The organism is Sphingomonas sp., from assembly GCF_031380695.1.
Taxonomy (GTDB): domain Bacteria; phylum Pseudomonadota; class Alphaproteobacteria; order Sphingomonadales; family Sphingomonadaceae; genus Sphingomicrobium.
Map to the genome: position 1 here is coordinate 1 of NZ_JANMWY010000104.1, position 20,054 is coordinate 20,054.

The 20,054-nt window shown below is 65.1% G+C and carries 15 protein-coding genes and 1 tRNA gene; 11 read left to right on the plus strand and 5 right to left on the minus strand.

All coding sequences use genetic code 11. The features are described 5' to 3' along the window. From RMN84_RS03880 to RMN84_RS03895, 4 genes are all read right to left on the minus strand, one after another. Nucleotides 1-1,011: NAD(P)H-hydrate epimerase (locus RMN84_RS03880; protein ID WP_309610892.1), on the minus strand; the 1,011-nt coding region annotated here is incomplete at its 3' end. Continuing rightward, nucleotides 1,011-1,850 carry a 4-(cytidine 5'-diphospho)-2-C-methyl-D-erythritol kinase gene (locus tag RMN84_RS03885; protein ID WP_309610893.1) on the minus strand — a complete coding sequence of 280 codons (840 nt, stop codon included), beginning with the start codon at nt 1,848-1,850 and terminating at the stop codon, nt 1,011-1,013. The genes RMN84_RS03885 and RMN84_RS03880, both read right to left, overlap by 1 nt. Next, the gene (locus RMN84_RS03890) at nt 1,847-3,475 is read right to left on the minus strand and encodes a tetratricopeptide repeat protein (protein WP_309610894.1); all 1,629 of its coding nucleotides are present in this window, start codon (nt 3,473-3,475) and stop codon (nt 1,847-1,849) included. The genes RMN84_RS03885 and RMN84_RS03890 overlap by 4 nt, the downstream gene beginning before the upstream one ends. Before the next feature lie 7 nt (nt 3,476-3,482). Then, complete coding sequence (locus tag RMN84_RS03895; RefSeq protein ID WP_309610895.1) at nt 3,483-5,120, minus strand: electron transfer flavoprotein-ubiquinone oxidoreductase; 1,638 nt, start codon at nt 5,118-5,120, stop codon at nt 3,483-3,485. A gap of 81 nt (nt 5,121-5,201) precedes the next feature. Between RMN84_RS03895 and RMN84_RS03900 the strand changes: the two genes are divergently transcribed. From RMN84_RS03900 to RMN84_RS03930, 7 genes are all read left to right on the plus strand, one after another. Then, a complete protein-coding gene (locus RMN84_RS03900) occupies nt 5,202-5,915 on the plus strand; it encodes a uracil-DNA glycosylase (protein WP_309610896.1) in 714 nt (237 codons plus the stop codon). Next, on the plus strand, nt 5,912-7,705 hold the full coding sequence (locus RMN84_RS03905; RefSeq protein ID WP_309610897.1) for a lytic transglycosylase domain-containing protein: 1,794 nt from the start codon (nt 5,912-5,914) through the stop codon (nt 7,703-7,705). The genes RMN84_RS03900 and RMN84_RS03905 overlap by 4 nt, the downstream gene beginning before the upstream one ends. 51 nt (nt 7,706-7,756) lie before the next feature. Further along, the gene (locus tag RMN84_RS03910; protein ID WP_309610898.1) at nt 7,757-8,560 is read left to right on the plus strand and encodes a sterol desaturase family protein; all 804 of its coding nucleotides are present in this window, start codon (nt 7,757-7,759) and stop codon (nt 8,558-8,560) included. Nucleotides 8,561-8,604: 44 nt separating this feature from the next. Then, nucleotides 8,605-9,675: a PA0069 family radical SAM protein gene (locus RMN84_RS03915; RefSeq protein ID WP_309610899.1), complete on the plus strand. Its 1,071-nt coding sequence runs from the start codon at nt 8,605-8,607 to the stop codon at nt 9,673-9,675. A 202-nt stretch (nt 9,676-9,877) separates the two neighbouring features. After that, nucleotides 9,878-11,260, plus strand: a complete 1,383-nt coding sequence (locus RMN84_RS03920) for a M20/M25/M40 family metallo-hydrolase (protein ID WP_309610900.1) — start codon at nt 9,878-9,880, stop codon at nt 11,258-11,260. A gap of 23 nt (nt 11,261-11,283) precedes the next feature. After that, complete coding sequence (locus RMN84_RS03925; RefSeq protein WP_309610901.1) at nt 11,284-11,649, plus strand: hypothetical protein; 366 nt, start codon at nt 11,284-11,286, stop codon at nt 11,647-11,649. 35 nt (nt 11,650-11,684) lie between these two features. Beyond that, nucleotides 11,685-11,761: transfer RNA gene (locus RMN84_RS03930), tRNA-Pro, on the plus strand. A gap of 967 nt (nt 11,762-12,728) precedes the next feature. On the opposite strand, the gene RMN84_RS03935 is transcribed toward RMN84_RS03930, so the two are convergent. After that, entirely contained in the window at nt 12,729-13,133 is a 405-nt protein-coding gene (locus RMN84_RS03935; protein ID WP_309610902.1) for a hypothetical protein, read from the minus strand. A 394-nt stretch (nt 13,134-13,527) separates the two neighbouring features. Between RMN84_RS03935 and RMN84_RS03940 the strand changes: the two genes are divergently transcribed. The 4 genes from RMN84_RS03940 to RMN84_RS03955 form a co-directional block, all read left to right on the plus strand. Then, on the plus strand, nt 13,528-18,213 hold the full coding sequence (locus RMN84_RS03940; protein WP_309610903.1) for an NAD-glutamate dehydrogenase domain-containing protein: 4,686 nt from the start codon (nt 13,528-13,530) through the stop codon (nt 18,211-18,213). A gap of 310 nt (nt 18,214-18,523) precedes the next feature. After that, nucleotides 18,524-18,796 (plus strand): AbrB family transcriptional regulator, encoded by a 273-nt coding sequence (locus tag RMN84_RS03945; protein ID WP_309610904.1) that lies wholly within the window; start codon nt 18,524-18,526, stop codon nt 18,794-18,796. After that, nucleotides 18,783-19,172: a type II toxin-antitoxin system VapC family toxin gene (locus tag RMN84_RS03950; protein WP_309610905.1), complete on the plus strand. Its 390-nt coding sequence runs from the start codon at nt 18,783-18,785 to the stop codon at nt 19,170-19,172. The genes RMN84_RS03945 and RMN84_RS03950 overlap by 14 nt, the downstream gene beginning before the upstream one ends. A gap of 262 nt (nt 19,173-19,434) precedes the next feature. Beyond that, nucleotides 19,435-20,054 (plus strand): SIS domain-containing protein (locus RMN84_RS03955; RefSeq protein WP_309610906.1); only part of this gene is annotated, 620 nt, incomplete at its 3' end.

Consider the following 20,054-nt stretch of genomic DNA (forward strand, 5'->3'; position numbering starts at 1 on the left):
GGCGAACTCGCCGGTGTGGGGGGTGAGGATGGTGTCGTGGCCGCGCAGGCGGTCGGGCTCACCGACATGGCCGATGGCGTCGGCGTCGATCACGACCGGGCGCGCGGCGGTCAACGCCAGCGTCAGGACGGCCGGGATGTCGCCGAGCCCCGGCCCGACCAGGATACAGCCGATCCGCGGGTCGTTGACCTCTGCCGTGTCGGTTTGCACGATCGCCGAAGGCAGGTTGTCGATCGCCCGCGACGTGCTGATGCGGACATAGCCTGCCCCCGACCGCGCCGCCGCGAGCGCCGCGAGCGCGATCGCGCCGGGCATCTTTCCTGCGAGGAGGTGAACCAGCCCGCGCGTGAACTTGTGGCCATCGGGGTCAAGCACTGGCAGGTCGGGCGAGCCAATCTCGTGCCACATCGGGTCGGCCGCGATGCCGATGTCGGCGAGGACCACCCGGCCGCAATGATGCATCGCCGGGGCGAGGCGATGGGCGGGCTTTAGGGCGCCGAAGGTCAGGCAAAGGTCAGTCCAAAGTGCATTTGGCAACGCGCCGCTGTCCGCGTCCGTGCCGCTGGGCAGATCGCAAGCGATCGATATTTTTGCCTTTGATATCAGTCGCTTCAACATATTTACTATTACATCGTCTAAACCGCGCGCGAGTCCTGTCCCGAACAGGCAGTCGATCAGCAGGGGCGCGGGCGCGGTGTCCGGACCGAGCGTCTCGACCGGTCCGGCCCACTGCCCCGCCGCCCATCGTGCTGCCGCCGCCTTGGGTTCGGCCAGCGCGGCGATGCGCACTGGCACGCCGCGCGCGGCGAGGTGGCGCGCGGCGAGATAGCCGTCGCCGCCGTTGTTGCCAGGCCCGCACAGGATCAGCGCGGGCATCGCCCCGCTATAGGCGATCGCCACGTCGGCGAGCGCGGCGCCGGCGCGCTCCATCAACTCGGTTGCGGAGGTGCCGGCGGCGATGGCGGCATGTTCGGCAGCGCGCATGGCGGCGGCGGTGAGAATCGGGCGCATCAGCGAAGCACCGTGGCGAGGTGCCACCAGTCGGGCGGACAGGCCGCAGCGGCCGCATCGCGCGCGTCCTCGACGGCGAATAGGGCGAAGCAGGTCGCACCCGAGCCGGACATGCGGGCGAGCGTCGTGCCTGGCTGACTGCCGAGCCAGTCGAGTACGTCGCCGATGGCAGGGACGAGTGCGCGCGCCGCTGCTTCGAGGTCGTTGCGCCCCTCATGCCAGTCGCCGAGCGAACCGTGATCGACGCCGTCCCAACCGGCGAATACGGGGCCAGTCGAAAGGGCAACGCCCGGGTTGACGAGGAGCACGGGGAAACCACCAATGCGCGGGTCGTCGTAGAGGGTCAGGGCATCCCCCGCCCCCTCCCCGCGCGCGGTCATGCTCAGCAGGCAGGCCGGGACATCGCTGCCCAACGCCGGGGCGACGGCGGACGCGTGTGTCGGGTCGATCCGCCACAGGCGGGTCAGCAAGCGCAGCGCTGCGCCGGCATCGGCCGATCCGCCGCCGATGCCCGATGCGACCGGGAGGGCTTTGGTGAGATGCAGGGTTGCATTGGCGGGCACTCCAGCCGCCTGGGCCAACGCCTGGGCCGCGCGGATCACGAGATTATCCTCGCCGGTCGACAGTCCATCTGCGAACGGCCCGTCGATCGTCAGGCTCAATCCCTCGCCCAGCATCGCCGACAGCCGGTCGCCATCGACGCAAAAGGCGAAGATCGTTTCCAGATCGTGCCGTCCGTCGGCGCGACGCCCACGCACATGGAGCGCGAGGTTGAGCTTGGCGGGGGCGACCTCGCTCAGGATGGCCGGATCGCGCTCCCCGTCTTCAAGGGCACTCACGGCGCCGCCGTCGCCGGCTCCAGCCCGCGGTCGATCTTGGCGGCGATGCGCTTCGATTCCGTCTCTTCCGCGGTGACCATCGCCGCACGCCAGGCGAAGCGCGCTTCGAACCGCCGCCCCGCCGAATAGAGCGCGTCGCCGAGATGCTCGCCGATCTCGCTTTGGGCCGGATCGCCCGCGGTGGCCTTCTCCAGCGTGGCAATGGCTTCGCTGACCTTGCCGCGCTTGAACAGCGCCCAGCCGAGCGAGTCGGTGATCGACGAATCGCTCGGTCGCAATTCGCTCGCCTTGCGGATCATCGCCTCTGCCCCTTCGAGATTCTCGCCGTGGGTCAGCTCGGTGTAGCCGAGGAAGTTGAGCAGCAGCGGCTGGTCGGGCGCGAGTTTGAGGCCCTGTTGGATCGTGGCGCGAGCTTCCTGCCAGCGCCCGGCGCTTTCGAGCGCGCTGCCCGCGAGCAGATAATTCGTCCAGCCGTCGTTCGATCCGGCGGGCTGGAGGGCGATAGCGCGGAGGTAGGCGTTGGCGGCGTCACCGTGGCGATCGAGTTCGTCGAGCACGTCGCCCAACCGCGTGAAATCGCCCGCATCGGCGCCCTTGGCATTGGCCGCGTCGCTCGCCAGCTTGAGCGCCTCCGGCCCGCGCTTGGCGCTGAGCAGCGTGCGCGCCTGGGCATCGCGCGCCTGGTCGACCAGCAGGTCGTCCCGCCCGATCTGGGCGAAAGCGGCAAGCGCGGCGTCGTTGCGTTTGGCCTGGTCGAACAGCAGGCCGAGCACGATGACCGCCTCGCTATTGTCGGGCGCGGTAAAGCGCGCCACTTGGGCAAGCGCGATCGGGACGTCCAGGCTGCCGTCGCGAACGAGGCTGATCGCGATGCCGAGCAGGACTTCGGCATAAGCGCCGGCCGGCGCGCCGACCCGATAGGCTATCGCCTGATTGGAGACGAGCCGCGCGCGGCCGAGCGCGAGTGAGCGACCCGGCCCTTGGAGCAGCGCCAGCGCCCTCGGGCGGTCGCCGGCCGCACGAAATGCCTCTGCCATCGCCAGTCGCATACGCTGTTCGCGCCCCCCTGCCGCGGCAATGGCGCGGGTGGCGAAGGGTTCGGCCTCGGCGGTGCGCTTTAGGGCCGCCAGCATCAGCCCGCGCTGTTCGGTCAGGAAGGGCCCGAGCGGACCCGCGACCGAGACTTGGCCAAGCGTCTCGAGCGCCGCCGCATCGCTGTGCGTCGCCAGGTCCCAAGCGCTGATGAAGGGGGCCATGAAGCCGAGGTCGGGAGTCTGGCCCGGCACGCCGATCTGGGCGAGCGCCGCCGCAATGCGGTTGGCGCGCAAATCGTCGCCGACGAGCAGCATGCGCGCGACGAGCGAGCGGTCGGCGGGCTTCAGGCCATGGGCCAGGCGCAGCGCGAGCGGCATGTCGCCGGCGCTGATCGCTCCCCCAAGCGCGCGCTGGGCGATCGTCGGGTTGGCGGGATCGCGCGCGGCGAGTCCGGCGTAGAGCTGCGCGGCGCGACCGTCATCGCCGAACGCCTCCGCCGCACGCGCCGCGACATAGGTGCGCAGCAGATCGTCGTGGGCGGGGCGCAACGGCGCGGCGCTTGCCGAGGTGGCCAGCAGGGCGATCAGCATCGCGGCGCTACATGTTCGGGTAATTGGGGCCTCCGCCGCCTTCGGGCACGACCCAGTTGATGTTCTGGGTCGGGTCCTTGATGTCGCACGTCTTGCAATGGACGCAGTTCTGCGCGTTGATTTGAAGCTTCGGATCGCCGCTTTCCTGTCCCACGATCTCATAAACGCCCGCCGGGCAATATCGGCTCTCCGGGCTGTCATATAGCGCCAGATTGACGGTGATCGGGACGGCGGCGTCCTTCAGCGTGAGGTGAACCGGCTGGTCTTCTTCATGATTGGTATTCGACAGGAACACCGAAGAGAGGCGGTCGAAGCTCAGCTTCCCGTCGGGCTTGGGATAGGTCTTGACGTGGACCTGGTCCTTGCGGCGCAGGGTGGTGTTGTCGGCGTGGTGCTTGAACGTCCACGGCACCCCGATCCTGAGATGGTTGAGCCACAAATCGAGCCCGGCGTAGAGCGTGCCGGCCGTCGCGCCAAATTTTGTCACCGCCGGCTGGGCATTGCGAACCGCTTTCAATTCCTTGGCAATCCAGCTGCTTCGCATTGCGGGCTCATAGTCCGCAAGAATGTCGGCGCGGCGGTCGGCGGTGATCGCCTCATGTGCTGCCTCGGCCGCGAGCATGCCGGATTTCATCGCGGTGTGGCTGCCCTTGATGCGCGGCACGTTGAGAAACCCCGCCGCGCAACCGATCAGCGCGCCGCCGGGGAAGGCAAGTTGCGGGATCGCCTGCCAGCCGCCCTCGTTGATCGCGCGCGCGCCATAGGACACGCGCTTTCCGCCGACGAGTTCGGCGGCGATGGCCGGGTGGGTCTTCCACTGCTGGAACTCCTCGAACGGCGACAAGGTCGGGTTCTGGTAATCGAGCGCAACGACGAAACCGAGCGCGACCTGGTGATTATCCTGATGGTAGAGGAACCCCCCGCCCCAGGCGTCGTCGAGCGGCCAGCCCTGGGTGTGGATGACGCGGCCGGGATGGTGGATCTCGGCAGGAACGTCCCACAACTCCTTGATTCCGATGCCGTAAACCTGAGGGCCTGAATCCTTGCGCAGGTCGAACATGCGCGTCAGTTCCTTGGTCAAGTGACCGCGCGCGCCCTCGGCGAAGAAGGTATAGCGGCCGTTGATCTCCATCCCCGGCTGCCAGTCGGGCTTGCGCGTGCCATCGCGCGCAATGCCCATATCGCCGGTCGCGACGCCCTTCACCGATCCGTCGTCGTTGAACAATACTTCGGCAGCGGCGAACCCCGGAAAAATCTCGACGCCAAGTTCCTCGGCCTGCGCGGCGAGCCAGCGGCAAACATTGCCGAGGCTGGCGGTGTAAGTCCCCTTGTTGTTGAGGAACGACGGCATCAGCAGGTGCGGCAGGGCAAACTTGCCCTTCTTCGTCAGCACCCAGTGCATATTCTGTGTCACCGGCACGGTCAGCGGCGAACCCTTGTCCTTCCAGTCGGGAATCAGTTCGTCGAACGCGATCGGGTCGATCACGGCGCCCGACAGGATGTGCGCGCCAACCTCACTGCCTTTTTCAAGAATGCAGACACTGGTCTCGGGGTTGAGTTGCTTCAGCCGGATCGCCGCCGCCAGTCCGGCCGGGCCGGCCCCGACAATGACCACGTCATAGTCCATCGATTCGCGCTCGCTCACCCGCCGCTTCCTCTCATCGCCCTGTCGCACACCGCCCTGCCAATTCCTTGACCGCGTCGTCAATGGCGGAGAGAAGGCGACATGGGTGGGAATATCGACGAACTGACGCGCGACGAGGCGGCGCAGATGCTGCGCTGGTGGGTCGAGGCCGGGGTCGATGTCGCGGTCAGCGAGGAGCCTCGCGACTGGCTGAAGAAAGCCGCGCCGGCGCGGGCGGCGGTGATCGCGGCGGACATATCGCCGCCAAGTCTGCAGGAGCTTCCGTCCGATTTCAATGCCTTCCGCTTCTATCTTGAAACCGCTACCGGCCTGCCACTCGACCGTGCCGGGGCGCGGCGCGTTCTGCCGCATGGCCTGGCGGGAGCGAAGATCATGCTGCTGAGCGACATGCCGGCGCGCGAGGATGCTGTCGATAACCAGCCGCTCGGCGGCGAGGCGTGGTTGCTAGCGACGAAAATGCTTGCTGCAATCGGGATGACGCCGGACGACGCCTACAGTGCATCGCTGGCCTGTTTCCATGCGCCGGGCGCGCGGCTGGACGAGGCCGAGCTGGCGCAATGTGCCGACATTGCCCGCCGGCACGTCGAACTGGTCAAGTCCGAACGGCTGCTGCTGCTTGGCGAGGGGCCGGCGCGGGCGCTGCTCGGCGATAAGCTTACCACGGTGCGCGGCCATGTCCACAAGATCGCGGGCGTGCGCACCGTGGCGACCTTCCACCCGCGCTGGCTGTTGCAGCGGCCCGGCGACAAGGCGCTGGCGTGGCGCGACCTGCTGCTGCTGATGGACGAGGCATGATGATTTCCCTGCTGTTTGCGCTCGCGATCCAGGTCGATCCGCTGGCGCCGCTCGACCCGACCGCAGCACCACCAGTGCTCGCACCCGCGCCCGATGCGCCATCGATTGCGCCGCCGCAGTCGCCGCCGACCCTGCCTGCGCCCGTGGTCAAGCCGGCCAAGCCCCTGCCCCCGCCGCTGACCCTGCCGACGGTCGTGGCCCAGCCGGTGACGACCGCGCCGGTGATCACGCCGCGCGATTGGCGGGGTGAGTTCGCCGCGATCCGCGCCGGCGACTGGGCCGCCGCGACCGCCGGACTGGAGTCGCTGCCAGATGATCCGCTGAAACCGGTAGCGCGGGCCGAACTCTATCTGGCGAAGGGCTCGCCGGTGGTCAGCGTCGACGATTTGCAGGCGCTGATCGGCGCCGCGCCCGAACTTGACCAGGCCGAACAGCTCGAGCGGCTCGCGGCGAGTCGCGGGTCGATCCAGATGATGGCCATTCCCGAACGCCCGGTGGTCGGCCTGGGTGCCGGGCCGCGCCGCCTGCGCGCGAAGGCGATCGTCGGCGATCCACTCGCCGACCAGCTGCGCGTCCAGCTCGATCCATTGCTCAAGGTCGATCTGGCCGATGCGGCAGAGGCGCTGATGCTGCCGATCGCGCCGTTGCTGATGCCCGAAGGCCGGGCCGAAGCGGCACAGCGCGTGGCGTGGAGCTATTATGGCCTCGGCCGCGATGTCGATGCGATCCGCGTCGCCGAGGCCGGGCGGGCTGGTGCGAGCGGCGAGTGGGCGGCAGCGGCATCGTGGGTGTCCGGGCTGGCGTCATGGCGGCAGAACGACTGCACCACCGCCGGCACCCGCTTCCGCGAAGTCCCCCTACAGACTCGCGACAGCGAATTGGTCGCAGCGGCGAATTACTGGGCGGCGCGTGCGGCCCAGGCGTGCCGCCAGCCAGGCATGGTCGCGGGGCTGATGAAAGCCGCCGCGCGCTCGCCGGAGAGTTTCTACGGACTGGTCGCGCGCGAGACGCTGGGCATGGCGACCCGCCTGCCCGCGCCGTCGTCCGCCGACACTGCCGCGGTCGAAAACCTGCCCAACGTCCGCCGTGCGCAGATGCTGGTGGCGATCGGCGAACGGTCGCTGGCCGAACAGGCTCTGCGTCACCAGGCGCGCATCGGCCGCCCGTCCGACCAGCGCGCGCTGATCGCGGTCGCACAGAAACTCGATCTCACCGGTACCCAATATTGGCTCGCGACCAACGGCCAGCCGGGCGTGTCGGTCGAAGCTGCGGCGCGCTATCCCCGCCCGCGCTGGACCCCGGCGAACGGCTGGCGAGTCGATCCGGCGCTGGCCTATGGCCACGTCATCCAGGAATCAAACTTCCGCAGCGGCGCGGTCAGTCAAGCCGGGGCGGTCGGACTCATGCAGGTGCGGCCCGGCACCGCGGGGGATACGGCGCGGGCGCGCGGAGCGGCGTTCGATGCCGCAATTCTGACTGATCCGGCCGCCAATCTCGACTATGGCCAGGCGTTCATCGAGGTGCTGCGCCGCTCCCCTGCGACACGCGGCCAACTGCCCCGCGTGATCGCCGCCTACAATGCCGGGCCGCTGCCGGTCGACCGCTGGAACGCGATTCCCGACAAGGGCGATCCGTTGCTGTGGATCGAAAGCATCCCTTATTGGGAGACGCGCTATTATGTCCCGGCAGTGATGCGCAACATGTGGGTCTATCAGGGGCTCGAAGGCAGCGCCCAGCCCAGCCTGATCGCCATCGCGCAGCATAAATGGCCCGCCTTTCCAGGGCGCTAAGGGGCGCCGTCCGGCCTTTCGCCGGGACGACGCTTGTGGCATGGCGCGCGGGTGACCGAGTTCCTCAAGGCGATCGGCTGGGCGATGGTGCCCATGGCGATCCTGTTGCCGCTGTGCATCGGCGTCGAGATGGCGTGGCCGCGGACACGCTATTCGTTGCGCGAGCGGCTGCCGGGTGCCTGCTACGTCATTATCGTGCCGGCATTGATCGCGGCGCTTTCATGGCCGTTGCACCAGGCGTGGACGATGCTCGGCTTCGGCTCGCCGGTCGATGTGTCGGGACTGCCGGTGGTAGCGAAATTCATGCTGCTGTTCCTGCTGTTTGATTTCCTCCGCTATTGGGAGCATCGCTTCGAGCATCGCTTCTGGTGGCCGGTCCACGCCGTCCACCATGCGCAGGACGAGCTTCACGCCGCCAACAGCTACGCCCACCCGCTGCAGGCGATGCCCGAGATCCTGATCGTAACCATCCCGGTCAGCTTAATCGAGACCGGGGGACCGATCGTCCCGAACATCTTGTGGACCTTGTTCGCTTTCCAGAATTTGGTCATCCACTCGCCTTTGCGCCTTCACGCCGGGCGGTGGCGTATGCTTTACATCGACAGCCATTTTCACCGCATCCACCACTCGGTCGAGGAGCGTCACTGGCACCATAATTTTGGCTTCGTACTGCCGTTCTGGGACCATCTGTTCGGCACGGCGCATGCGATCGACGAGCGGGAGTGGCCCGCGACGGGCGTGCCGGGGGTGCCCTCCTCGCTCGATGCGCGGACACTCCTCGTGCAGCCATTCCGCGATTGGGCGCGGCGGCATAAGCGGGCTTCGGCCGAGCAGTGGGATTCGGCGCTCGAATAGTAATTCGTTCTTGCTATGTTCCAGTACTAGCGTACAATCGTCTCATGCCGATCGAGTTGAAACAGGGGCGCGGGGCGACGCGTAACGGGACTCCGACCCGCTTCAATCTGCCGCAGCGGGTGGTCGAGGGGGAATGGCTCGACCAGGTCGAGGCGCTCGATGGCGTGACGCCGCGCCGCACGACGGTGACGCTTGAGAAGCCGCGCTCGATCCTGACTCGCAACAGCTCACCCGACATCGGCTTCGACCGCAGCGTCAACCCCTATCGCGGGTGCGAGCATGGCTGCATCTATTGTTTCGCGCGGCCGACCCACGCCTATCACGATCTGTCGCCGGGGGTGGATTTTGAGAGCCGGCTGTTCGTCAAGCCGGACGCGGCCAAGCTGCTCCACGCGGCGCTCTCGCGGCCGGGCTATGAGGCGAAGCCGATCGCACTCGGCACCAACACCGATCCCTATCAGCCGATCGAGGAGCGGTTTCGGGTCACGCGGTCGATCCTCGAATTGCTGCTGGAGACGCGCCATCCATTCACCATCACGACCAAGTCCGACCGCGTGTTGCGCGATCTCGACATCATCGGCCCGGCGGCGAAGCTCGGCATTGCGGCGGTGGCGATTTCGGTCACGTCGCTCGATCCCGCGATCCACCGCACGCTCGAGCCGCGCGCGCCGTCGGCGAAGAAGCGACTTGCCGCGATTCGCGCCCTGACCGAGGCCGGCGTCCCGGCAATCGTTGCCATCGCTCCGGTTGTGCCGCAGATCACCGATCACGAACTCGAAGCGATCGTCGAGGCGGCGGTAGCACATGGCGCGCGCGGCGGCTTCTATTTGCCGGTGCGCCTGCCGCACGAAGTCGCGCCGTTGTTCCGGGCATGGCTCGACGATCATTATCCAGACCGAGCTGGCAAGGTGATGGCGACGATCCGGTCGATCCGCGGCGGCCGCGACAATGATCCCGATTTCCACAGCCGGATGCGCGGGTCTGGTCCGTGGGCCGACCTGATGCACGACCGGTTCGAGCAAGCGGTGCGGCGCCGTGGATTGCCGCAGGCGCGCTTCAACCTGCGCTGCGACCTGTTCGAGGCACCGCCGGGGGATCAGCTGCGGCTGATATGAAGGGAGTTGATTAGATGTCCCGATCTTCCCGAGCAAGCGGAAGAATTATTGCGAGGGAAGCCAAGCATCTGTTCACGCCTAAGTGTTCTTCGGCTGCGCTCGGCCTAGTCCCTCGACTTCGCTCGAGGAGATCGGTTTAGAGAACTTAAATTTTTCGACCAACGACAGTGACTTCGGCTCTTTCTATGAGTAGCCGCACGGCATGTTCAAGCTTACCCTTCCCGCCGCCGCCTTTGCCCTCCTCGCCGCCTCCCCAACCCCAGCGCGGCAAATCCCCGACCCCGCCAGCGTGGCCACACTGCGAGACGATGCGCTGGCCAATGACCATTATGCGTGGGACCTGGTTGAGGGGCTGACGACAGAGGTCGGGCAGCGGCTCGCAGGGACCGAGGCGGAAGCGCGGGCGCGGGACTGGGCGGTGCGGAACCTCAAGGCGCTGGGTTTCTCGAACGTCCATGTCGAACCCTTCACCATGCCCGTGTGGACTCGCGGCGCCGAAAGCGCGGAGGTCATCGCCCCCTACCCGCAGAAAATGGTCGTCGCCGCACTCGGTAATAGCGCGTCGACCGGCCCTAGCGGCATTACCGGCCAGATCGCCTATTTCGCTAGCGTCGAAACACTCGCCGCCGCCCCCGATGCGACGGTGCGCGGCAAGATCGTGTTTATCGACCATCACATGGCACCGACCCAGGACGGCTCCGGCTATGGCCAATTCGGCGCGCCGCGCCGCCAGGGGCCGACGATCGCGTCGAAGAAGGGCGCGATCGGAATCGTCGTCCGCTCGATCGGTACCGACCATCACCGCAACCCGCACACCGGCGTGCAGGACTTCGCCGACGGCGCAACGCCGATCCCGGCCGGGGCGCTGACTGTGCCCGACAGCGAGCAGCTGATCCGCATCCTCACGCGCGGCCAGCCCGTAACCATGCATCTGACGCTGGTCAGCGAGCATCATGACGGCACGTCGGGCAATGTCGTCGCCGACCTGCCCGGCCGCGACCCATCGCTGCCGATGCTGCTGGTCGGCGGCCACCTCGACAGCTGGGACCAGGGCACCGGTGCGGTCGACGACGGCGCGGGCGTCGCCATCGCTACCGCTGCCGCCAAGCGGATCATGGCCGCCGGGCATCCGCTGCGCACCGTCCGCATCGTCTGGTTCGGCGCGGAGGAGCCCGGCACGTTCGGCGCGGCGGCCTTCGCCAAGGCGCACGGCGCGGACAAGTTCGCCGCCATGGCCGAAAGCGACTTTGGTGCGGACCGCGTGTGGAAGGTCGACACCCGCCTCGGCGCGGGCCGTAAGGTTGAGGAAGACGCGTTGTTCGCCGCGCTCGCCCCGCTCGGTATCCTCAAAGGTGTGACCGACAAGGCCGGGGGCAGCGACCTCGACGCGCTGGTCGACGCGGGCGCACCGGTGATCGCGCTGCGTCAGGACGGAACGCGCTATTTCGACTGGCACCACACCCCCGACGACACGCTCGACAAGATCGACAAGGACCAGCTACGGCAGAATGTCGCGGCATGGACGGCGATGCTGGCGGTCCTGTCGGGCGGCATGACGGAGCCGAAACGGCCCGTCCGGCGTTGATGCGCCAAACCAAGGAGACGACCATGCGATCCCTGACCCTTTCCCTCAGCATTCCGCTCGCGCTGCTGTCGGCGTGCGAAGTGAAAAAGGATGCTGCCAACGACACGTCGACGATCACCGTCTCGGGCGACGCGGCCAAGAATGGCACCGCGTCGGCGCTCGACGGGCTGAGCAACACGATGGACCGCGCCGCCAACAAGGTCGACGAGGTTAGCAACAGCGCGAGCGGCGTCCGCACCGGCCTCAGCAATCTCACCGCCAGCGCCGACAAGTTCGGCAAATCGGTCGGCAATGCTGCCGACAGCCTGGGCGACGCGGTCGACGGCAAGCACCGGGTCGCGGTGACGACCGACAAGTCGACGACAACCACGACGACCGAGAAGAAGTAGCGCGGACGCCAATCACGCGCTAAGCGCCCTCCCGTCGGGGAGTGGCGCAGCCTGGTAGCGCATCTGCTTTGGGAGCAGAGGGTCGCAGGTTCGAATCCTGTCTCCCCGACCATTTTTTCCCTTGTAAAATGTACCGTTTTGCGCCAGTTGGCAACAGCCCAGCGATCTCTGTGTATACGTGGTGTATACATCTCACATAACGAGGGTCGACCGACCAAGAACCTGAAACTGACTTAAGATGCGGCTCCGGCGCGGAATAGTTGCGAGGCGAGGGTAAGATCGGCGCTTCGTGCGCCTTCATCAGTGCCTGCTAACACGAGCATCCATGCCGCGGCGGCCAACCGACTCCGTCGCGTCTGCGGATCATTGAACGGGTCGGTCCACGGTTCGTCAGCAGTTACAGCTTCCACCGCTATCATCGCTGCCTGGTGAACAAGGTCAGCTGTTAGCGTGATACGATCTGGCTGAGCGCCTAGCTCCCACTTCCAACAAGCAGCGGCCGCCCTTTCAGCCGCCACTGCGGCCTCCATGAGGGAACGACCCGTGCTATCGAGTGCATCCCACCAGTAAACGAAAACATGAGGCGAAATTCCAATCAAGTCCTTCACAGTGCTCGCCAAAGCCCGACGTTCATGCCGCAGGTCGCGGAATGCTAACGGCCGCGGTCGTAGGCAAACATGACGGCTGGCCCGGCGAAGGATTTTTCGTTCTCGCGCGATCGTTGGGGCGGCGCGGAACTGAGGAGGAAATTTGGACAGCAGAGTTCCAGAAGCTGCAGGGAGTGTACGGCTAAAGATTAGCGCGTCGAAGGCAGACTTCAGGGCTCCGAAGGTTCGCGTTTACACGATGAATTACACGAGCGATCGAGCTCTCGGAAACCCGCGGAGAGATCTAGCTCGCGCGGCGGTTACGTCGGCCGCTTTCTCGTCGCGACCATCTTTGCGATCTCCGTCAACAGCGGACCGACTCCGATGCAAGTTCGCATACCGGAACGATTACACGGTCTTCCTTGGGCGCGGATCCGATGTAAGCGCCAATGTCGCCGAGGCAGAGGGTCGTATCACATCGAACTGCGACACTCAGGCCATCGCCGCCGCGTAGAATAGCTCCGCGGCGCAATCCAAGTCGCGATCGATGCCTTCCTCGTCGATGCCGGCCAGCAGAACGAACCACGCGGCGTAGGCAAGCCGGGCCCGGCGCGTCACCGGGTCCGAGCAGCTGCCGTCCCAAGGCTCATCGGTAACGACAGACTCGATCGCAATGCTTGCAGACGCCTTCGCCGCAGCGGCCGTGCGGGTCACCACTGCGTCGTCACCACCGGCCTCCCAGGCTCGGCATGCCGCCGCTCCAGCCATCGATGCGGCGGCGGCCAGGTTTAATGCCGAGGTGGTGCCGCGAGGTAGGGGTGTGTCGGTCGCAAGCGCACGTTCCAAGGTGCTGTTTTTCATACGAAAATGAAAACACGCCGAGATAATTTGCGTCAAGATTCGAATGGGCCAGTAACGCTATCGCTGTCTGACGGCCTGACACCCTGACACCGACGAAGGAGGGTTATCGATTAGGTGGTGAAGAGGCCGAGAGTACGAGAAACGTTTTTTTGGAAAGCGGCGGCGCGGGTGTCAGGAACGTCAGAAGAGTCGTGGTGTTGCTGGCCTGTATGGGGCCACCGTTCAACAAAAGCCTCCGTCCGGTACTGGATCAGGGGCCGATGGCCTTCATAGTAAGATGTTTTCGGAGCAACGGCCCTCGCCTGCCATTTCATACGGCTTGCCGCACGCTGCTATTCAACGGCCACTTCAACCTTCACGCATTACATTTCGCTAAAACTTTGTCCCGTGTAAATATCGCCTTGCCCAACTGATCGTTGAAGGTAAGCTTATGAACGCTTTGACCGAAGCCTCTGGCCCGTCTCGTCTCTATGCCCTCAACGAGGTGCTCGTCGATCACGCGCTTCCCGACCAGATTAAGGATTTTAGCGAAGACGATCGGAAAGAAGCGGCGGCATTTGTCGCAGCCACAGCGCGGCGCCGGGCTCAGGGGGCGACCGTTATTCGACTAGAGTCTGGAGGCGGAGAAGTCGGCAGGCGACAGATGCGTCTCTGCATTGTCACTGACGACATGCCTTTTCTAGTCGACTCGATCGTCGCCGCCATCGCCGCCAAGAACTTGATTATTCACCGCCTGCTTCACCCGGTAGTCGACGCTGAACGAAGCGCGGACGGCGATCTACTTTCCGTTGAACCAAGGTGTACCGCCGCCGAAGGTCGCGAATCAATCATATACATCGAGGTCGACCGACTCGGTGCAAGCGCCCGTCGCGATCTTACCGCCGAGCTGTACGATATATTGGATGACGTTCGCGCTTCGGTCCGCGACTGGGATAGGCTGCGTACCAAAATGCACGGTGATGCCGAGCAACTCGCCGACAGCGAGCGAACAGCGTTGCTTCATTGGTTCGCAGACGGCGCCATGACCCTGCTCGGCTATCAGGTCCACCGGCCGGGAGAGCCGCCCTCCGACTCGCTTGGATTGCTCAGCTCATCGGACCAGCCGATCTGGGGCGAGCATGGAACCCCGCTCCTCATTCGCTATTTCGAGCAGGGTGGTGACGTGCCGCTGATCGCGAAGGCTGATCACCTTTCTACGGTGCACCGCCGCGTCCCATTGGATATAATCATCCTGCCCCTCCGCAAAGACGAGCGGATCACCGGCGTAGGGGTCCATGCCTGCGTGTGGAGTAGCAAGGCGCTCAAGGCGCCGGCGGATGAGGTCCCGGTGCTGAGGCGCCGCCTGGGCCGGTTCGAGCATATATTCGGCTTCGATCCGCACGGCCATACTGGCAAGGCTCTGCGCGACGCATTCGAGTCGCTGCCCCGCGACCTGCTCGTCAGTCTGGACGTCGAGGAGGTGAAGCAGCTTACGCTTACCGCCATGTCGCTCTCCGATCGACCGCGGCCGACCCTGGTGCTGCTGCGAAGCATCGTCAAATCCAGGTTGTTTGCTTTTGTCTGGTTGCCGCGCGACGATCTGTCGACGCAGCGCCGCCTCGCCATCGGTGAAAAGCTTGCGACGGCTGCCGAGGGCAGGATTTCAAGCTGGTCGGTCGAGCCCGGCCCAGGGGATCTTTCGCTGATCCGCTACACGCTCAATGTGAGTCCTGCCACACCAACGCCCGATGTCGCGGCGCTCGACGACTGGCTCCATGAATTGGTGCGCGGCTGGAAGCCGGGCGTCGAGGAAGCGCTTCGCGCTCTTGTGGGCGCCAGCCGCGCAACTCGCCTCACTATCAATCATGTCGACGACTTCCCTGAACCCTATCGAGCGCGCACCTGCCCCGCAGAAGCCGCTCAAGACGTCTTGCGTCTTTGTGATCTCGACGCCGAGGACCGCAACACCCGCTTCTATCGTGAGCGCAGCAACGAGAATTGTCAGCTCCACCTAAAGACCTACCGCCTGGGCGGAGTAATTCCACTTTCCGAGGCAGTGCCCGTGTTCGAGAATTTTGGATTCAGGGTGATCGAGGAACAGCCGACTCTGCTTGAGGGCCGAAAGCTAGGTCACATCCATGATTTCACGCTGGAGCTGTCCGGTGGCGGCGACGCCGCCGAGATAATGGCCCGGGCAAGCCAGATCGAAGGCGCTATCGCGGCAGTGCTTGAAAACAAGGCTGAGGATGACGCTTTTAATCAGCTCATCGTCGGCGTCGGGCTTGACCCGAGCGATGTTATGTTGCTCCGTGCCTGGTTCCGCTATCTTCGCCAGACCAGCGTTGCTTATTCACTGACCACCGTCGTCGAGGCCTTGCGGCGTTCGCCCGGCGTTTCCCGCGGGATGCTCGCGCTGTTCCACGCCCAACACGATCCGACGAGAGGGGACACGCGCGGTGAGGATGTTATCGCTGCGAATCGTGCGATTAGCGATGGTCTTGCCCAAGTCTCCGCCATCGACGAAGACCGGATCCTGCGCCTGTTCCATGCCGTTATCGACGCCACAGTGCGGACAAACGCCTTTGCCGAAGCGGGAAAGTTGGCGCTGGCGTTTAAGCTCGACTCAAGCCTCGTCCCCAACTTGCCGGCGCCGGTGCCGTGGCGCGAAGTCTGGGTCTATTCGCCGCGGGTCGAGGGAATTCATCTTCGCGGCGGATCGGTGGCGCGCGGCGGACTGCGCTGGTCCGATCGGCGCGACGATTTCCGAACAGAAGTCCTGGGACTGTTGAAAGCACAGGTCGTCAAGAACGCGGTTATCGTCCCGACCGGAGCGAAGGGCGGCTTCTATGCTAAACAATTGCCTCCCGCGGGCGACCGCGAAGCTTGGCTGAAGGAAGGGACCGAATCGTATCGCACCTTCATTCGGGCCCTGCTCTCAGTTACAGACAACATCGTTCAAAATATGGTGGTGCACCCGAACGGCGTTACTATTCGCGACGGCGACGATCCCTATTTCGTTGTCGCTGCGGATAAGGGCACTGCGAGCTTTTCGGACGTCGCCAACGCGATCGCGCTCGAACGTAGTTTCTGGCTCGGCGACGCCTTCGCTAGCGGCGGGTCGAACGGTTATGACCACAAGGCGATGGGGATTACCGCCAGGGGTGCGTGGATCTCAGTGCAACGTCACTTCCTCGAACTGGGGGTCGATGTTCAAAGCCAATCGATTAGGGTCGTCGGCTGTGGTGATATGTCGGGCGACGTTTTTGGCAACGGGATGCTTTTGTCGAAGGCGATCAAGCTGGTCGCGGCATTCGACCACCGCCACATCTTCCTCGATCCGACGCCGGACCCGGAAGCAAGCTGGGACGAACGCAACCGGCTGTTCAGCCTGCCACGATCGAGTTGGGACGACTATGACAAGTCGCTCATCTCCGCGGGAGGCGGGGTTTTCCCGCGTACGCAGAAATCAATCCCGCTCACACCGGAGATCCGGGCCGTGCTCGATCTGGAGACCGAGACGATTGATCCTTCGGGCCTGATTGGCGCGATCCTCCGCGCTCCGGTCGACCTCATCTGGTTCGGCGGCATCGGCACCTACATCAAGGCCCGGAGCGAGAATCACATCGAGGTGGGCGATCCCGGCAACGACGTGCTGCGAGTCAATGCCGCCGAGCTGCGCGCCAAGGCTATCGGCGAGGGCGCGAACCTCGCCATAACGCAGGCCGGCCGCATCGAATTCGCGTTGCGCGGCGGCCGGATCAACACCGACTTCATCGACAACAGCGCCGGCGTCGACTGCTCGGACAACGAGGTCAACATCAAGATTCCGCTTAACCGCGAAATGGCCGAGGGACGATTGTCGCAAGAGGATCGCAACCAGCTGCTCGCGGACATGACCACGGCCGTCAGCGACATCGTCCTCGAAGACAACCGTCTCCAGACGCTGGCGCTGTCGATTGCCGAGCGGCGCGGTGCCGCCGCGCTCCCCCCGTTGATCCGCGCGCTCGAAATTCTCGAGGAGAGCGGTCGCCTCAACCGCGAGGTCGAGGGTCTTGAAAGCAATGAGGAACTGCTGCGGCGCGCCCAGGATAATCGCGGCCTGACCCGTCCGGAACTGGCGGTGCTCCTGTCCACCACAAAGTTGGCGCTGCAGGATGCCATCGAGGCAAGCGCGCTGACCCAAGACCCCAGTCTCGACCATGAGTTGTGCGAAGCTTTTCCGAAGCAGATGCAGGAACGGCACGCCGACGCGATCCTGCAGCACCGCCTTCGCCGCCAGATTATTGCCACGAAGATCGCCAACCGCCTCGTCAACCGGCTGGGTATCGTAGCGCCCTTCTCGCTGATCGAAGAGGAAGGCGCATCCCTCAGTCAGGCCGCAGCCGCGTTCGTCGCGGCGGAGCAGCTGTTCGGCATGGACGCGCTGTGGCGTGACCTCGATACACTGGCGGCTCCGGAAGAGGTCCGCCTCGAACTGTTCGACCAGGCTTCCAATGGCCTCCAGCTCGATATCGCCGGCATTCTTCGTTCTACGTCGCCGGCGGCCAAGCTTGGCGAGATGGTCGAGAATTTAGCGGCCGGTCTCGCGGCGCTGAACGGCGTCCAGGATGATCTGCTCCGCACGGGGCACAGCGCCGCAGTCGACGAAGCGGTCAGTGAGCAGATCTGCAGCGAGATGGCGGCGCTACGCCAGCGCCTGGTCCAGATCGGCGCCCCGCCCGATATCGCCGATCGCATCGCCCGGCTATTCGAACTTGGTGGAGCTGTTGGCATCGCCGCGCTCGGGCGCAAGCTGGGCGTCGACGTGATTGCGCTCAGCAACGCTTATACCACGCTCGGCCAGACGCTCGGCCTCCACTGGGCCCAGACGGCCGCCAGCCGGTTTGCCGCGCGCGACCAATGGGAACGTTTACTCATTTCTAGCCTCGGCCGAGATTTCGTGCAGCTCCGTCTCGACTTTTTCGAACGGCGCGCAAGCCGCGATCCGAAGGCGGCGGTAGACCAGTGGGTCGCAGCACACGGATCCCGGATCGAGCAGTTCCGGCGAACGGTGGACCGCGCCCGTTCATCGGCCGTCACCACGATCGCGATGCTAGGTGAGATCGCGATCCAGGCGCGCGTATTGCTGGGGCGCTAGAGCATTTCCCGGTGGGATAGAGTCGCGGGGGATTGAACGAACGCGCTGACGCGGGACTGGCGTAGCTACTGGCTGGAATGGTCTCCTGATGGGAAGGTTTGGACGATACAACGTGAGCGCCGCCGCCCATGTAGCGCGCTGGCAGGCGTTTTGGAATGCCAGGGCGTCGCTGATCCATGGCAGGCACCACCGCCGGGGACCGGCCTGGCACAAACGCAAGCGCCGGCAAGCGTGCGCCTGCTAGCAAATGCGGCTTGTCAGAAGCCAAGCCGAGGTATATCTTACCTCAGTCTTACCTTAGGAGGCGAATGTGGGCGTACAGGACCGGATCACCACGGTGATCTCGACAAAGGGCCAGGTCATTTTGCCCAAGACGATACGCGACCAGCGCCACTGGCCTGCCGGGACCCGGCTGACGGTCGAGGATACGCCCGACGGGGTGCTGCTCAAGGCAATGCCTGCCTTTCCTGAAACCACAATCGATGCAGTCTTCGGCTCGATGCAGCATAGCGGACGCGGGTTGTCGCTCGAAGACATGGACGCGGCAATCGCCAGGGAAGCGAAGCGCCGTGCGCGCGATTGATACCAATGTCATCGTGCGCGTCCTGACCGCCGATGATGCGAAGCAAGCAAAGGCAGCGCGCCGCGTAATCGAAGCGGGCGATATTTTCATCGGAACGACGGTTGTGCTCGAGACCGAATGGGTGCTGCGGGCCGGTTATGGATTTGGTGCCGAGCAGATAGCCGCCGGTCTGCGCGGTATGTTCGGCCTGGCCGGCGTCACAGTCGAAGAAACCGTCCAAACGGCGCACGCTCTCGACTGGATGAGCCAGGGCATGGACTTTGCCGATGCGCTCCATCTCGCACGGTCCAGCCATTGCAGCGCATTTGTATCGTTCGATCGCAAACTGGCAAAACGCGCCCAGGGTATGGCAGCGATTCTGGTCGAGATTCCCTGATCCCCTCGCCAACTTGAGGACCAGGTCGGACTCAAAATCTACCGGATAACCACGATCTGCGCGCCAACGGCGTCGGCGATCACGCGCCATTGCTTGTCGGCGTGCCCCTTCTGTGCATCGACCGATGTGGGGTTTTACGAGCATGTGTAGCCGCGACGCCTGCGTCCTTCACCGGCGACCTGGCCAACCTGACTGTCCGGGTGCATCTCGACAAGACCTCATCAATCAACTAAAAGCCGCAGATATGGCTATGGCGGTGGGGATGAGCGCCGAGCAGACTCTCCTGTATGCGGAAGCGGCTGAAGCCGCCTCCATTGCCGAGCGGCAACTCATCGATCTCCAGACTCCGATGCGGCTTCTCGGGCAGCGGCTGCGCGAATGGGATCCGCCGCTCGTTCTAACCTGTGCAAGGGGGAGCTCCGATCACGCCGCGACCTATGCGAAATACCTGATCGAGATCCGCGCCCTTACCCCCGTCGCCTCTTACGCTCCCTCGATTTCCTCGCTCTACGCGACCCCGTGGCGCAAGCTCGGGGGCGCTCTCTTCCTCGCCATTTCGCAATCGGGCCGGAGCCCCGACGTCGTCATCTCGGCCCGCGCGGCAAGAGAGGCCGGGGCGTTGGTGGTAGCCATAGTCAATGACCTGGACTCGCCGCTTGCGCAGGTGGCCGAGGTCGCGATTCCCATGCTCGCCGGTCCCGAGCGGAGCGTTGCCGCGACGAAATCTTTCATCGCGTCGCTCGTTGCCATCCTTTGCCTAGTGGCCGCCTGGACAGATGACGAGGATCTCCACGGCGCACTGGCCGGAATTCCGCAGGTTCTCCGGCGCGCCTGGAGCCTTGACTGGTCGCCGACTGTGACGGCCCTGACCGGAGCGAACGG

Coding starts and splice junctions, on each gene's coding strand:
- RMN84_RS03890 (WP_309610894.1), bottom strand. CDS start 3,475: ATGCTGATCGCCCTGCTGGCCACCTCGGCAAGCGCCGCGCCGTTGCGC.
- RMN84_RS03900 (WP_309610896.1), top strand. CDS start 5,202: ATGGGTGGGAATATCGACGAACTGACGCGCGACGAGGCGGCGCAGATG.
- RMN84_RS03905 (WP_309610897.1), top strand. CDS start 5,912: ATGATGATTTCCCTGCTGTTTGCGCTCGCGATCCAGGTCGATCCGCTG.
- RMN84_RS03915 (WP_309610899.1), top strand. CDS start 8,605: ATGCCGATCGAGTTGAAACAGGGGCGCGGGGCGACGCGTAACGGGACT.
- RMN84_RS03920 (WP_309610900.1), top strand. CDS start 9,878: ATGTTCAAGCTTACCCTTCCCGCCGCCGCCTTTGCCCTCCTCGCCGCC.
- RMN84_RS03925 (WP_309610901.1), top strand. CDS start 11,284: ATGCGATCCCTGACCCTTTCCCTCAGCATTCCGCTCGCGCTGCTGTCG.
- RMN84_RS03940 (WP_309610903.1), top strand. CDS start 13,528: ATGAACGCTTTGACCGAAGCCTCTGGCCCGTCTCGTCTCTATGCCCTC.